Origin of the sequence: Paenibacillus sp. FSL H3-0321, from assembly GCF_038002865.1 — a bacterium.
GTDB lineage: Bacteria > Bacillota > Bacilli > Paenibacillales > Paenibacillaceae > Paenibacillus_AQ.
Window position 1 is genome coordinate 2800813 of sequence record NZ_JBBODH010000001.1, and the last position, 15873, is coordinate 2816685.

Below are 15873 nucleotides of genomic sequence, written 5' to 3' on the forward strand. Positions count from 1 at the left end.
TCTATGTAATCCGCTTCTCCGGGTAACGGCGGGTGTCTCCCTTCACACACAAATTTGGACAGATGTCATCCATCCCGCATTCAACCGACTTTTTCGGGCGATAAACACAAGTAGAAACGGCTTCGCCGTCCTTAAAAGGACGGTATCCGTTTCAGCGAGAAATAGAAGGATAATTTATAGCGTGAAGCATATAAATTCTTATATTTGAACAAGAGCGCAGCCGGCGGCTGCGCTCTTATCCGCTTTTTCAGCGGCTCTGTATTTAATCGAATACCCGGTTTTCTGGCGGCTTTGCCGGAGGCGAGCCGAGTGCAATCCAGGATAACACTCCATAGAAATGCTGGGTTTCACGCAGGCGGTTCACCAGGATTACAGCCTCTCCGCCGGCCCTCGTTTTAAGCGAGGCGTGAAAGAACGGCTGGTTCGTCATGGCCACAAGCACATAGCCGGTATGGCCAAAGCTTTCGTCAAAGGAGACAGTGACCTCCACACTCTCTGCGTCACCATTGAACATGAACGCCGTCATTCCGAACTGCTGGAGTACCTCCCGGTTTCCGGCGCTCTGCACCGGACTGAAGGAGAGATGCTCCGCCCCCACCGCGCCGCGGGCCAGATGGTCACCGGATACCGCGCCGGGAGCAATATGGTAGCCCTGCACACTTTCTTCCTCCAGATGGCGGGATTGAACGGCGAAGGAAGCAATTTTGGTTGCATCCACCGCTTCATCCTGGAGTCCGTCAGTTCCAACCGCACTCTCTGCGAGCTGCTCGGCACCAACACTGCCGGAAGCCAGTTTCGCTCCGGTAATGCTGCCGTCAGGGAGCAGTTCAGCGCTGCGGACCTCTGGGGCCAGATGTTCAAGCTTGATGGTCTCGGGAAGCAGGTGACGCTCCTCCAATACTCCGTCTGCGAGATGTTCGCCGTACACGCTCTCCTGCTGGAGATGCTGTGAACCTACCGCTCCAGCCGCCAGCTTCGCGGAGCTGACGCTGCCGTCAGACAGCAGCTCTGCGCTGCGGACCTCTGGGGCGAGATGCTCGAGCTTGATGATCTCGGGAAGCAGGTGGCGTTCCTCCACTACTCCGTCTGCAAGATGTTCACCATACACACTCTCCTGCTGAAGATGCTGTGAACCTACCGTTCCGGCTGCCAGCTTCGCAGAGCTGACGCTGCCGTCCGGCAGCAGATCGGAGGTCAGGGTCTCCTTCGCCAGATGCTTCAGCGTAATGCTTCCAGACTGGATGTGCCGGCCGTCTACGGCTTCGACCGCAAGATGTCCGCCGTATACACTGCCCGGAGCCAGCTGGAAGGAGCCGACGGAGCCTTGCGCCAGCTTCTTCCCGCCGATGCTGCCGTCAGGGAGCAGGTCTGCGCTGCGGGCCTCTGCGGACAGATGCTCCAGCTTGATAATCCCGGGATTCAGGTGGCGTTCCTCCACCACTCCATCCGCGAGATGTCCTCCGTTCACACTCTCCTGCTGCAGATGCTGTGAACCTACTGCTCCGGCTGCCAGCTTCGCGGAGCCGATGCTGCCGTCAGGGAGCAGGTCTGCGCTGCAGACCTCTGCGGACAGATGCTCCAGCTTGATAATCCCGGGATTCAAGTGGCGTTCCTCCACCACTCCGTCCGCGAGATGTTCTCCGTTCACACTCTCCTGCTGAAGATGCTGTGAACCTACCGTTCCTGCTGCCAGCTTCGCGGAGCCGATGCTGCCGTCAGGGAGCAGGTCTGCGCTGCGGACCTCTGCAGACAGATGCTCCAGCTTGATAATCCCGGGATTCAGGTGACGTTCCTCCACCACTCCATCCGCGAGATGTCCTCCGTTCACACTCTCCTGCTGGAGATGCGGCGAACCTACTGCTCCGGCAGCCAGCTTCGCGGAGCCGATGCTGCCGTCAGGGAGCAGGTCTGCGCTGCGGACCTCTGCGGACAGATGCGCGAGCTTGATAATCTCGGGATTCAAGTGGCGTTCCTCCACCACTCCGTCCGCGAGATGTCCTCCGTTCACACTCTCCTGCTGGAGATGCGGCGTGCCTATCGCTCCGGCTGCGAGCTTCGCGGAGCCGATGCTGCCGTCAGGGAGCAGGTCTGCGCTGCGGACTTCTGCGGCCAGATGCTCCAGCTTGATAATCTCGGGATTCAAGTGGCGTTCCTCCACCACTCCGTCCGCGAGATGTCCTCCGTTCACACTCTCCTGCTGAAGATGCTGTGAACCTACCGTTCCTGCTGCCAGCTTCGCAGAGCCGATGCTGCCGTCAGGGAGCAGGTCTGCGCTACGGACTTCTGCAGACAGATGCTCCAGCTTGATAATCTCGGGATTCAAGTGGCGTTCCTCCACCACTCCGTCCGCGAGATGTTCTCCGTTCACACTCTCCTGCTGGAGATGCGGCGAACCTACCGTTCCTGCTGCCAGCTTCGCAGAGCCGATGCTACCGTCAGGGAGCAGATCGGAGGTCAAGGACTCCTCCGCCAGATGCTTCAGTTTGATGCTGCCGGGGCGGATGTGCCGGCCGTCCACGGCTTCGACCGCAAGATGTCCGCCGTATACACTGCCCGGAGCCAGCTGGAAGGAGCCGATGGAGCCTTGCGCCAGCTTTTTCCCGCCAACGCTGCCGTCCGGCAGCAGATCTGCGCTGCGGACCTCTGCGGACAGATGATCAAGCTTGATGATCCCGGAATTCAAGTGGCGGTCCTCCACTATTCCGTTCGCGAGATGTTCTCCGTGCACGCTCTCCTGCTGGAGCTGCTGCGAACCTACCGCTCCTGCCGCCAGCTTCGCGGAGCCGATGCTGCCATCCTGCAGCAGATCGGAGGTCAGGGTGTCCTCCGCAAGATGCTTCAGCTTGATGCTGCCAGAGCGGATATGGCAGCTGTCCACGGCTTCCATGGCAAGATGCCCGCCATATACGCTGTCTGAAGCCAGCTGGAAGGAACCGATGGAGCCTTGTGCCAGCTTTTTCCCGCTGATGCTGCCGTCCGGCAGCAGATCTGCACTGCGGACCTCTGCGGCCAGATGCTCAAGCTTGATGATCTCGGGATTCAGGTGGCGCTGCTCCACCACTCCGTCCACGAGATGTTCTCCGTGCACGCTCTCCTGCTGGAGCTGCTGCGAACCTACCGCTCCTGCCGCCAGCTTTTCTCCACCGATGCTGCCGTCCGGCAGCAGCTCTGCACTGCGGACCTCTGCGGCCAGATGCTCAAGCTTGATGATCTCGGGATTCAAGTGGCGTTCCTCCACGACTCTGTCCGCGAGATGTCTGCCATGAACACTCTCCTGCTGGAGATGCTGCGAACCCACCGCGCCCTTTGCCAGCTTCGCGGAGCTGACGCTGCCGCTCGGCAGCAGGTCGGAGGTCAGAGTCTCCTCCGCCAGATGCTTCAGCTTAATGCTGGCGGGGCGGATGTGCCGGCTGTCCACGGCATCAATCGCAAAATGTTCTCCATGCACGCTGCCCGGAGCCAGCTGGAAGGAACCGATGGAGTCTTCCGCCAGCTTCTCCCCGCCAATGCTGCCGTCCGGCAGCAGCTCTGCGCTGCGGACCTCTGCGGCCAGATGCTCCAGCTTGATGATCTCGGGGTTCAAGTGGCGCTGTTCCACTATTCCGTCGGCAAGATGTTCTCCATATACGCTATCCGGAGCCAGCTGGAAGGAGCCGATCGAGCCTTCCGCCAGCTTTTCTCCGCCGATGCTGCCATCAGGAAGCAGCTCTGCGCTGCGGACCTCTGCGGCCAGATGCTCCAGCTTGATGATCCCGGGATTCAAATGGCGCTCTTCCACCACTCCGTCCGCAAGATGTTCTCCGAATACACTCTCCTGCTGGAGATGCTTCGAACCTACCGCTCCGCCTTCCAGCTTCGCGGAACTGATGCTGCCGTCCGGCAGCAGCTCGGAGGTCAGGGTCTCCTCTGCAAGATGCTTCAGCTTGATGCTGTGAGAGCGGATGTGGCGGCTGTCCACGGCTTCGACCGCAAGATGTCCGCTATATACGCTGCTCGAAGCCAACTGGAAGGAGCCGATCGAGCCTTCCGCCAGCTTTTTCCCGCCGATGCTGCCGTCAGGGAGCAGTTCTGCGCTGCGGACCTCTGCCGTCAGATGCTCCAGCTTGATGATCCCGGGATTCAAGTGGCGCTCCTCCACCGCTCCGTCCGCGAGATGTTCTCCGTTTACACTTTCCGCCTGGAGATTCTCCGAACCTACCGCTCCGTCCGCCAGCTTCGCGGTGCTGACGCTGCCGTCCGGCAGCAGATCAGCGGTAAGGGTCTCCTCCGCCAGATGCTTCAGCTTGATGCTGTGAGGGCGGATGTGGCGGCTGTCCACGGCTTCGACAGCAAGATGTCCGCCATATACACTGCTCGGAGCCAATTGGAACGAACCGATCGAGCCTTCCGCCAGCTTTTCCCCGCCGATGCTGCCGTCAGGGAGCAGCTCTGCGCTGCGGACCTCTCCGGCCAGGTGATCCAGGGTGATTTCTCCCTGCTTGATATGACGGCCTTCCAGTGAATCCTCCGCCACATGACTGGTGCCAATACTGCCTGGAGACAGATGGAGGGAAGATACGGCACCTTCGGCCAGCTTGGAGCTGCTAATGCTGCCATCCTGGATTTGAATCGATGAGATAGAGCTAGGAATAATGTGCCCGTTGCCAATAGACATCGGACGAATATGTGCGCCGCCGACACTTCCCGGGGCAAGATGTCTGCCTTGGACAGCCGTGTCGCTGATCGACGCGGGGCTAACCGACCCTGGTGTCAAATGCTCCGCCGCCACCGATAAGGCTGCCAGCTTGGCGGAAGTAACACTGCCATCAGCCAGCTTGGTGGAAGTGACCGCCAGATCACTGAGCTTATCCGTTGAGACACTCTCCGGCGATAGCTTCAATGAAGTAACCGCATGATCGGCCAGATGATGCGGCTGCACGGCACCTGCGGCGAGATGTACTTCCTTCACCGCGCCGGAGGCAAGCTTGTCGCCCGAGACCGAGCCGGACTGCAGAGCCGAATTCGTCACGCTGTTCTCACCAAGATGTCTGCGTTCTATGGCGCCCGGCGCCAGATGTTCAGAATCCACTACGGCATTCTGCAGTACACGGGCGCTGACACTGGCATCGGCCAGATTTTTTTCCTCCACCGTACAGAAGGCGATATGTTCACCACTCACGGCTTCACGGGCAATTGCGTTTCCGGTGACCGCACCTGCAGCCAGCTTGCCGGCATGAATGCCCCCGTCCGCCAGCTTGGCGGCGGTAATGCTCTTCGCGCGCAGATGCTCTCCAGCCACAGCTTCGCTTGCCAGCTGTTCTCCGGTAACTGCACCGGATGCGAGATGAGCCGTCAGCACCGACTGGCTTTGCAGCTGCTCCGATCCGACCGATTCCTTGGCTAAGTGGGACTGATCTATAGCTTCACGCTGCAGATGGAGCGAGGTCACAGCCTGCATGGCAAGCTGCGGTCCGCGTACTGCGGATTTGGCGATATGCCGTGTAGTGACCGCTTCATCCGCCAGTTTATTCGGCAGGATGCTCTGATCGGCGATTTTGGAGGAGGTGACCGCCTGCTCCACGAGCTGTACCGTCCCTACCGCACCTTCCGCCAGCTTCACAAAAGAAATGCTGCGGTCCGCCAAATGGCGGGCAGTGATTTCTCCGTCGCCGATATGGGTGCCATTTACGCTTTCCGGACTTAGATGCTGGCTGCGTACAGCCTTCTCCCCCAGCTGCCGCGTGCCTACTGCGGCATCCGCAAGATGTCCGCTGTCAATGCTGCCGGACTGGAGCTGCTCCTTGCCGATAAGACGGCCGGCAAGCTGCTCAGGCCCGATGGCTCCCGGCGCCAGATGTTTCGCCGTGATGACGCCTTCGCTCAGATGGCGGCCCTCAATCACGGCATCGCCCAGTTTGGCTCCGCTGATTTCGCCGTCGGCGATTTTATCGCCGGACACCGCCTCGTCAGCCAGTTTGGAACGGTCGATACTTCCGTTCGCCAAATGTCGGCTGACAATGGTGCTGCTTAGAATTTTTTCGCCGGTTATGGTTCCATCTTCCAGCAAGTCGGCAGTAATCAGCAGCTCGCTCAAATGACGGCTGGCAATGGACCGGTCGGCAATTTGTTCTCCCCCGATGATCCGGTCAGCCAGCTTCTCCGGGCCGATGCTTCCGTTCTTCAGCTTCTCGCCGCTGATCGAATGATCCAGCAGCTTGCCGCCGTTCACACTTCCTTCCGCCAGATGTTCGCCAGTTATCGATTCGGGGGCAATCTTCGAGGACGTTATCGCCTTGTCCGCGATATTGATGCTCTGCACCGCATAATCCTGCAGCCAGGGAGTACCGATAATCCCGAATTTCAGCTTAGAGCCGTCAATGGTGCGCGGAGCAATCTTCTGGCCGGTAACGGCCGCATCGCACAGATCATCGGTATATACGGGCTGCAGGCGCTCTTTTTCCAGAACAGGCAGAACGGGCTCGGGCGCGTGGACAACCACCTCCTCAATCTGGAGTGTTTCTTCTGCTGCCGGCACCTCCAGCAATTCTTTATCCGGGGCGGCAGGTACGGCAGGTACTGCAGGTACGGCAGGTTGTGCCGGCTCTGCAACAACTTCTACCGTGCCCACACCACTAACCTGCAGGGCCCGGTCTGGCGGATCCACCGTCTCGCTGACGGGTGCTTCAAATCCCCCTAGCACCCTTGGACTGCTTCCCAGCATACTCAGTTCTTTTTTATTGGGATTATCCACGTAGTAGAGTCGCTTCTTGGAACTGTGTTGTTGATTCCTTCTGGAGCTCTTCACAAGCAGTCTCCTCCTTCCATCTGTTGTTTCTTCTAGGCATCATATGCAGTCCAGTGGGCGGATGACACCATTTGCAGCAAGGCTGCCTATAATCAATCTGCAAGTAAAGCGGCTTCGTCTATCTTTTGAAAAAGGGCTTCTGCCGCCGCGCATTCGTCCACCCTGAAGGCCACGTACAAACATACAATGAGAACATAAGGGCTACAGCCGTAACTACAGAAGATAACGGGAGGAACGAACATGGGGCAAAAGCTCGTGGGAATACTGCTAAATGCCGCTATGCACCGGGGCGTTCCCCGGTTAAAAACGGGACAGGAGTCGCTGGAGAGCTATGAGGAGGCGGCTGCCGCATACGGACTGACCCCCTGCTTTTTGAAGCTGTCCGACATTGATACGGAATCCGGATACAGCATCGCTTATATCAAGGGGGTCCAGGGATATCGCAGAGCCGTAATCCCCACACCGGGTGTAATCCATAACCGGGCAATTTACAGCCAGGACAGCAGCGGAATCGAGCGGCTGCTCCGGCAGGGCCTTTTGATATACAACACATGCAACCGTTACGGGAAAGAACAGATTCACGGGCTGCTGGAACAAAACGAAGGCCTGCAGAGCTATCTGCCGGTTACAACAGCAGGGCTCCCGGGTCTGAAGGAGATGATGGACCTGTACCCCGACCTCATCCTCAAACCGTGCCGCGGCAGTATTGGCAAAGGGGTGATGCGTCTTACTCACTACAGCGGACGGAGCTGGACCTGGAGTTATCTGCCTTCACGTTCTAGCCGATGGGTAAGCACCTTCGTGGATCAGGATGCTTTGCCAAGGATGCTTCGGGCGCGTCTCGCCGCTGAATCCTATCTGGTACAGGAACGTATCCCGCTGGCTGAAATCGGCGGACGCCCCTTCGATCTCCGGGTCACGGTGCAACGCGGCTGGGGAGGAACTTGGCAGGTGACCGGCATGTTTGCGAAGCTGGCCGCTCCTGGCGGGTTTGTATCCAATATCGCACGGGGAGGCGAAGCGCTCAGCGCCTCATATGTGCTGGATCAGGCCTTCCCGGGGGAAGCAGCAGCATACCTTCGAATGACAGTGCAGACTCTCAGCCTCGCCATCGCACGCGAGCTGGAGCACAGTCTTCCCGGGCTTGCCGACATCGGGCTGGATATCGGCATCACCCGGAACAGACGGATTTACTTCATTGAATGCAATGGCCGTGACCAGCGTTATGGCTTCCTCAAGGCAGGACTCAGAGGAACCTGGAAAGAAAGCTACCGCAGGCCAATGGCTTACGCCCGGTTCCTGCTCGAAGACGCCTCCCGGTATAACTCTTATTGATTTGTCTCCTATTCTATGTCAATATAATTCAGAGCGGATAAGGCCCCGGGTATGGGGCCTTGTTGCTGCATGATGGAAGGGAGATGTTCATGGTTAAACAATTGCTGCGGCTGATGACGGAACTGTCCTCGCACAGATGGCTTTCCCGGTTGATGGGGGCTTTTTCCCATAGCAGACTCAGCCGTTTTTTGATCCCGGTATTTATTAAGTCCTATCATATTCCCGCTGCTGAAGCGGAGAAGCAGTCCCGACAATATCGTACGCTTAACGAGTTTTTCAGCCGGCGGTTGAAACCGGGGATGCGCCCTGTCGCAAGCGGGGACAATGCCGTAGCCAGTCCGGTGGATGCGATGATTACCGCCATGGGTGAGATTCATTCCGGAACAATTATGAATGTAAAAGGACAGGATTATGAGCTGGAAGAACTGCTTAACCACTCTCCGCACCTGGAGCTGTACAAGAAAGGCTTTTTCTTCGTGCTCTATCTGAGCCCTACGGATTATCACCGGATTCACGCGCCTCTCACCGGGCGTAAAGTCGAGAGTGATCATATCCGCGGCCGGGCTTATCCTGTCAATGAATTCGGCATGAGACATATGAAGGGTGTGCTGAGCCGCAACGAACGTCTTATTACTTATATCGCGGGAGCGAATGGGGAAGCAGCGGTTGTAAAGGTAGGCGCAATGAATGTCAGCAGCATCCGCTACACCGATGAACAGGCCATGGAATGGCAAATCGGCGATGATCTGGCTTATTTTGAATTCGGCTCAACCGTAGTACTGCTGCTGGAGAGCGGCACCTTTACCCCAAGGGCCGGGCTGACAAGCGAGACCAAGGTCAAGATGGGGGAACTGCTGGGAACCTTGCAGCGTCATCTTTAACATTTCAGCCTAACCTAACAACGAACATATAAGGGTACTCCGCAAGCCTTGAACAGGGCCGGAGTATCCTTTTTCATAGAGCTGATATTTATTGCAAATTTTAATCATTTGGTTGATGTTTCCTCTTGAATCTCAACATGATCCCTCCGATATACATGTAGGACCATACATACATCAGGGGGAACTTTTACATGAACAAATCGAAAGACCGGCTTGGCAAATTCACTAACTTATCTTTAAGGATCAAGCTTCCCGGGCTGATTACCCTGCTCGTAATCGCCAGTGTGCTGGCTATATCCGTTTCAGTGTACAGCTTGGGCTCGGAACTGCTGCTCAAAAAAAGCAAAGACGAGATTACCGCCAACGCCGACCGGATCGGAGAAGGCTTATGGACTGCCGTGCAGCTGCAGAAGGAGGCTTCCTATCTGATTTCATCGCAGGAACTGTTCCGCGCGCTGTTGAATCTGCGGGAGGAGGGAACGTTGTCCGAAACTGAGTTCTTTTCCGGGAAGAACCCTTATTACAGTGCCTCCAATGAGAAGCTTGCCACAATCCTGAAGAATACAAGGGGCAGCCAATCCATGGTCGTCCTTGATGCCAAAGGAATCATTGTTGCCGGAAGCAATAAAGAGACCGTCGGCGAATCACGCTCAGACAGGGAATATTTCCAGAAATCCATAAAAGGCGAAGCTTTTATCAGCGATGCCACAGTATCCCAAAGCACAGGGCAGTTGATTATAGCTTTTTCTCGGCCGATTAAAGATTTAAGCGGCAAGGTGATCGGCGTGTATTCATCCAACATGAGCTCCGAGTTTTTTATAGATAAATTAGGAAAAATCCAAATTAACGGCCAGGGCCAGATTGAAATTCTGAGCCGGAGCGGAATCGTGCTGTACAATTCGAAGGATGAGAAAAGAATCGGATTAAAACCCGAAGGTACCGAAGCTCTGCTTAACCTGCAGGCGAAAGACGATATCCTCACAGGAGAAAGTGATCTCGGAACAGAATATCTCCGGTACAACAAGATTCCAGATGCCGACTGGATAGTATCGGTCATTGATTCTTACGAGGATATCAAAATGCCGATTATGTCCATGCTTAAGCAGATTGTTGCCATTTCCATACTGGCCGTGCTGCTTGTCACTGCGATAGGTCTGATAGTATCCAGATCGATCACACGGCCGATTGTGCAGCTGAGCAAATTGTTCAGACAACTGGCCTCAGGCGACCTGCAGGTTACTGCCACGGGAAAATATAATAGTGAATTCAAGGAGCTTGCCGACAGCTTTAATACGATGGCTCAGCAGAACAAATTGCTGATTACGAATATGAACACCTCCATTTCCGTGCTTAATTCAAGCACCAAGGATCTGGACGAGTCCTCCAAGCAGACAGCCAAATCGATCGGCGAGACAACGGTAACCACTGCAGAAATTGCCACAGCCATAGAGTCGCAGGCGCATGATACCGAGACGATTGTGGATAAATTCCTCAGCTTCGGCGAGAAATTCGTCTCCATGAATGCAAAAGCCCAATCCGTCAAAGAGCGGGCCGATGAAATTATTGAAGTCTTCCACAGCAGCAATCAGGTTGTAGAAGAGCTGTCCAATATCAGCGAGCAAAACGATGAGGAAGTGCAGAAAATCTCTGCGATTACCCTGAAGCTGCAGGAAAGCTCGAGCAGTATCGGCCAGATCACGGGAGCGATCAGCAATATCGCCAAGCAGACAAATCTGCTTGCACTGAACGCCTCTATCGAAGCGGCAAGGGCCGGGGAATATGGACGGGGATTTGCCGTAGTTGCCACTGAAATCCGCAAGCTGGCTGAACAGAGCTCCATCCAGTCCAGTGAAATCAACGGGATCATCGGGCAGAATCTGGCTTTCGTACAGGAAAATCATCAGAGCGTGCAGCAGATTAAGGATATTTCCACGCAGCAGGACGAATATGTAGGCAGAACCCGGCAGGCCTTCCATGCCATTCACCAGAATATTACGGACATCACCGAACAGATTAAGAGCATGGCTGATGACATTGCCCTTATGCAGCACGACAAGGACGAAATGCTGGAATCCACGCAGAATCTGTCTGCATCGGGTGAGCAGGTTTCGGCTTCGGTTGAAGAGGTCACAGCAACAATGCATGAGCAATCTTCCATGGTTCACCGTTTAGCCGATATGGTCGAAACAATTGACGGGTTAACCAAAAGCCTGGCGGAGGCTGCCTCCAAATTCAAATTGGAATAGCAGTACATCTTCACCGGAAAGCAGCAAAAGCAGCAGGTCTCTGTTACAGAGACCTGCTGCTTTTGGGTTTCATGAATGATTTCGTTTAGACAACGCCCGAATATCGCTACTCCGTTACCTTGCTCTGGTTAGCCACCTCACGGGCTTTGGCCTGCACCTCTTCGGGCACGCCGAGATAGAAGCGGCTGATCGGCTTCACATCGTCATCCAGCTTATAGACCAGCGGAACACCGGTCGGAACATTAAGGTCGAGCAGCGCTGTCTCGTCAATGTCCTCCATAAATTTGATCAGCGCCCGCAGGGTGTTGCCATGTGCCGAGATCAGCACCCGCTCTTTCTTGCGGATCAGCGGCACAATCCGCTTGCCCCAGAAATCGCCGACGCGGTGAACGGTATCCTCCAGGCTCTCGCCGCGCGGGATATCCCCGGAGCGCACCTCCTTGTAGCGGATATCGTTTCTGGCATAACGCGGGTCATCCGGCTCCAGCAGCGGCGGACGGACCGACAGGCTGCGCCGCCAGATATGAAGCTGCTCTTCACCATATTTCACCGCAGTCTCACTCTTGCTCAGCCCCTGCAGCGCACCATAATGGCGCTCATTCAGCTTCCAGGATTTCTGTACGGGAATCCACAGCAGATCCATTTCTTCCAGCACATAATTAAGTGTCTTGATCGAACGTTTCAGCACAGAAGCGAAGGCCAGATCGAACGTGTAGCCTGCTTCTTTCAACAGCTTCCCGGCCGCTTTGGCCTCTTCTATTCCCTTTTCCGTCAGATCGGGATCGCTCCAGCCTGTGAATAAGTTCTGACGGTTGTACTCGCTTTCCCCATGCCGTATCAATACGATTTCATACATGTTCTTTCTCCTTCCTTCAGCCATTGGTTTGGTCATTTTTTCTACTGCTCAGTATATGAATTCAGCTGCTCACCGATGTTTTCTCAGGGTTGGGCTGAACAATTGTACGCTCATACAAAAACCTCTTTATCCTTATGCCCCTGCATAGATAGAAGAATACACCCCAGTACCGCAAGACAGTCCCCTGTATCTTCTATTCAGAAAGAATCCGCTGTACCCTTTTCTTCTACATGCCAGTCTATGAACCATGAACCATGAACCATTCAAAAAACCGGACGCCGCAAGGCCCCGGTTCTCCGCTTGTATTTGATACTGCCCTTGTTGTCAGAACCAACAGTCTGTAGCTGCCATGTTATTCTGCTTCAAGCGTCTCCAGCGGTTTCGAAAAACCCCGGCGCCTCCACCTTTACATTCACTATTGCATATTCTGCGTCCTCTAAACATCAGTTATGTTCTCCCTTCCAAGCTGCTATGTAAATCCTCGCATACAAAGTTGCAACGTATTTACCCTTGCAGCAAAAAGCTGAAACAAAAGGAAGAATCAGCGGATTTCAGACGGACTTTTCCCCGTATGCTGCTTGAACTGGCGGCTGAAAAAGAAAATATCGCGATAGCCCAGTGCATCGGCCACCTCGGTGACATTCATCCCGGCATATAGCAGCAGGTGCTGGGCCCGCTCAATCCGGGCACGGATGACATAGGACTGGACCGAGGAACCTGTAATCTCTTTGAATTTGATCGAAAAATACCGTGGCGACAGCCCCGCCCGGGCTGCCAGATCCTCTACCCGGTGCGCCGCTCCGGGATGCTGGCTGACGTAGTTGGCCACCTCGTGGATGACCTCAGCCAGCTGATTGCTGACATGCCGCTCTACCGGCATCACCCGGTCCTCGCGCAGCAGATGAATCATCAGCTGCTTCAAGATCAGCCGCCCCTCCTCTTCTGCAGCGTAGGTCTTCACCAGGAACAGGCGGACATAACGGGCGAGCAGATGCTCGAATTCCACTGTTTCGGTCAATTCACGGTAAGGCTGGGGAATATCCGTGACCTCTTCGGTTACGTCAAAATGAATGTATGTAAGCACTAGCGGCTTTTGCGGATTATGGGTCGCATACGTAAAGTCGCCCGGACGGAACAGGAAGCAGCTTCCCTTTCCTACCTTGAAAGGCACTCCGCTGCGCACAACCGTACCTTCTCCGCTCCAGACATAGAACAGATCATAATTTTGCAGCGGCTTCTCTCTTTTTTGCCACTTCCAGCCCGGTTCGCAGACAATTTTCGCCAGGGCAGGCAGGATCACAAAAGAGGACGGCGATGCATGCAGCATAATATTTCCTCCTAAATTTTTGGTGAGCGTTACCTCACTGAATTAGCTTCGACAAAAAATCACTTCGAAAGCATATGCTTAAGTTTTGTAAGCATACATTTTCCTTACTCTTATAATACCTTGTCACGTGTATTTTTGCACATCCTTCCAGGCCAGAAGCAGGCGGTCCACCCCTTCTTCCAGTGCCTCAGCATCGAGATGGGAAAAAGAAAAGCAAGCCGCCGGACTACCCGGGCCTATCCGGTACAGTGCTGCGTCGCGGAAGTCTGTGCCTCGCTGCAAAGCCGCTTCCCGGAAGGCGGAATATTCCTGTTCCGGGCGCAGCCATCGGGCATAAATATGCAGGCCGGAATCGCCGGGCAACGGCTGAAAGAGCATTCCGAGCCGCTCATTCAGAAGCGTACGGAAAATGCGGGCACGCTCCCCGTATATGCGCGTCATCCGCCGCAGATGGCGGCTGTATCCGCCAGTGCTCATGAACCGGGCCAACGCCCGCTGCTCAAGCTGCGCGCCTGGAAGCGGCTCATAAAGCGCCTTGGCCGCTGTCACAGGACCCACCAGCGAAGGCGGCAGCACGGCGAACCCGAGTCGCAGCCCGGAGAACATGCTGTTGGAGAAGGAGCCGATATACACCACCCGGTCCTCCCGGTCGAGCGCTTTCAGCGGTTCAATCGGCCGGCCGCCCCAGCGGAACTCGCTGTCATAATCATCCTCGACAATGACTGCCTCCTGCCGCCGGGCCCATTCCAGTAAGCTGCGCCGCCGGTCGAGCGGCAGTACCGCTCCCGTGGGGAATTGGCGGCTTGGCGTCACAAACAGCAGCCGTGCTGCCCAATCCTCGGGCACAAGCCCGCTCTCGTCAACCCGTCCCGGCAGCAGCTTGCCGCCGCCAATCTCCACTGCCCGGCGGATGCCATGAAATCCGGGATCTTCCACAACGGCAGGTTCGCCCGGTTCCAGCAGCAGCTGCACCAGAAGGACAATGCCCTGCATCGAGCCGCTGAACAGCACGATCTGCTCCGCGTCGGCTCTGATTCCCCGGGTAATCCGCAAATGGGCAGCTATTGCCCGCCGCAGGCTCTCCTCCCCTTGCGGCGGACAATAGCCCTCCAGCATCCCGCCTCCCTTGCCTCCGGCATAATTCAGTGCGCTCCGCCACTCGCCGTAAGGAAAATGTTCAATCCGCATGCCACTGCTGCGAAAGCTGATGGCATCTTCACCAGTCTGCCCGTAGATGGAAACCTGGCGCTCCATCAGGCGCTCTCCCCAAGAGGAAAGCGGGATCGCTACAGGTTCAAGGAATTCCCGATCAGGTGTGCGAAATTCCTCACCTGCCGGATTGAGTCCAGCGCCGACCCTTGGCAAGTCAACCACCTGATGATCGGTTGAATCCTCCCTGTATACCGGCTCTCCCCCGGCAGCAGGAAAAAAGCTGTCATCTGAAACAAAGGTGCCCCGGCCCTTCTCAGTCTTGATGTAACCGTCAGCCAGCAGCATGTCATATACCTGTGATGCTGAACCGCGCGACACAAGATACAGCCCGGCAAGCTGTCTTGTTGACGGCAGCCTTGTCCCCCCGGGAAGTATCCCCTCCAGGATCGCTGCCCGGAACGCATGATATAACGCTAGATATTTATAACGGTGGATGGCCAGGTACTGGTCATATGGCAGTGTGAAATTCATCTCCCCACCCTTTCCTCAAAAGTGGACTATTAAAATAACTCTAAACCGGTCCTTTTTCATTGTCAATTTATCAACTATTCTAAGTAAACAATTACTCAAGGTGAGTACTTCGCCACTATGATGAAAAGGACGTGTATTATGCGCAGAAAAGAATTTAAGATAGAGCAGGAAGAAGAAGTGGCTCAATTTTTGCAAGGAATGAGCTTTGGTTTTCTCGGTACAAGCGATGAACAGGGACAGCCGCGGGTCACTCCGCTGAATTTCGTCTATATGGAGGGCTGCTTCTATTTCCACGGCAGTCATGCCGGAGGCAAAATGGAGAGCATCCGCCAGCAGGCGCGGGTCTGCTTTACCGTTGCCGACGAATACGCGCTAATCCCCTCTTATTTCAGTGATCCCCATCTCGCTTGCCCTGCCACGGCCTATTTTAAAAGCGTAACTGCTTATGGAGTGGCCGAACTTGTGGAGGCGTCCGCCGAGAAGGCTGCTGTATTGTCCCGGTTTATGAACAAGCTGCAGCCCGAGGGCGGCTTTGATCCTATTGATGCCGAAGATCCGAAATACCGCTCGCGGCTGAAGGGTGTTGCGGTCGTACGAATTGTTCCGGATGAGCTGACAGCCAAATTTAAGTTCGGCCAGAATCTGAAAGAAGAGGAACGGTCCGGCATCACCAGGGGTCTGGAGGAGAGAAACGGAGAACGCGATGCCGAAACGATAGAAATGATGAAAAAATACTGCCCCCACCATAGCTGACTTAAGTA

The 15873-nt window shown here is 55.5% G+C and carries 8 protein-coding genes; 4 read left to right on the top strand and 4 right to left on the bottom strand.

Annotation, left to right across the window (positions count from 1 at the left end):
- Nucleotides 1-262: 262 nt before the first annotated feature.
- Nucleotides 263-6784 carry a WIAG-tail domain gene (locus tag MHI45_RS12320; protein WP_341119090.1) on the bottom strand — a complete coding sequence of 2174 codons (6522 nt, stop codon included), beginning with the start codon at nucleotides 6782-6784 and terminating at the stop codon, nucleotides 263-265.
- A 240-nt stretch (nucleotides 6785-7024) separates the two neighbouring features.
- On the opposite strand from MHI45_RS12320, the gene MHI45_RS12325 reads away from it, so the two are divergent.
- From MHI45_RS12325 to MHI45_RS12335, 3 genes are all read left to right on the top strand, one after another.
- Nucleotides 7025-8119: a YheC/YheD family endospore coat-associated protein gene (locus MHI45_RS12325; protein WP_038596036.1), complete on the top strand. Its 1095-nt coding sequence runs from the start codon at nucleotides 7025-7027 to the stop codon at nucleotides 8117-8119.
- An 89-nt stretch (nucleotides 8120-8208) separates the two neighbouring features.
- The gene (asd, locus tag MHI45_RS12330) at nucleotides 8209-9000 is read left to right on the top strand and encodes an archaetidylserine decarboxylase (protein ID WP_341119091.1); all 792 of its coding nucleotides are present in this window, start codon (nucleotides 8209-8211) and stop codon (nucleotides 8998-9000) included.
- A 191-nt stretch (nucleotides 9001-9191) separates the two neighbouring features.
- On the top strand, nucleotides 9192-11246 hold the full coding sequence (locus MHI45_RS12335) for a methyl-accepting chemotaxis protein (protein ID WP_038596041.1): 2055 nt from the start codon (nucleotides 9192-9194) through the stop codon (nucleotides 11244-11246).
- Nucleotides 11247-11352: 106 nt separating this feature from the next.
- On the opposite strand, the gene gpmA is transcribed toward MHI45_RS12335, so the two are convergent.
- The 3 genes from gpmA to MHI45_RS12350 form a co-directional block, all read right to left on the bottom strand.
- On the bottom strand, nucleotides 11353-12102 hold the full coding sequence (gene gpmA, locus MHI45_RS12340; RefSeq protein ID WP_038596044.1) for a 2,3-diphosphoglycerate-dependent phosphoglycerate mutase: 750 nt from the start codon (nucleotides 12100-12102) through the stop codon (nucleotides 11353-11355).
- Nucleotides 12103-12643: 541 nt separating this feature from the next.
- Entirely contained in the window at nucleotides 12644-13429 is a 786-nt protein-coding gene (locus tag MHI45_RS12345; RefSeq protein WP_038596047.1) for a helix-turn-helix domain-containing protein, read from the bottom strand.
- 123 nt (nucleotides 13430-13552) lie between these two features.
- Nucleotides 13553-15112 carry an aminotransferase-like domain-containing protein gene (locus MHI45_RS12350; protein WP_038596049.1) on the bottom strand — a complete coding sequence of 520 codons (1560 nt, stop codon included), beginning with the start codon at nucleotides 15110-15112 and terminating at the stop codon, nucleotides 13553-13555.
- 138 nt (nucleotides 15113-15250) lie between these two features.
- On the opposite strand from MHI45_RS12350, the gene MHI45_RS12355 reads away from it, so the two are divergent.
- A complete protein-coding gene (locus MHI45_RS12355; RefSeq protein WP_076112497.1) occupies nucleotides 15251-15865 on the top strand; it encodes a pyridoxamine 5'-phosphate oxidase family protein in 615 nt (204 codons plus the stop codon).
- Nucleotides 15866-15873 lie beyond the last annotated feature (8 nt).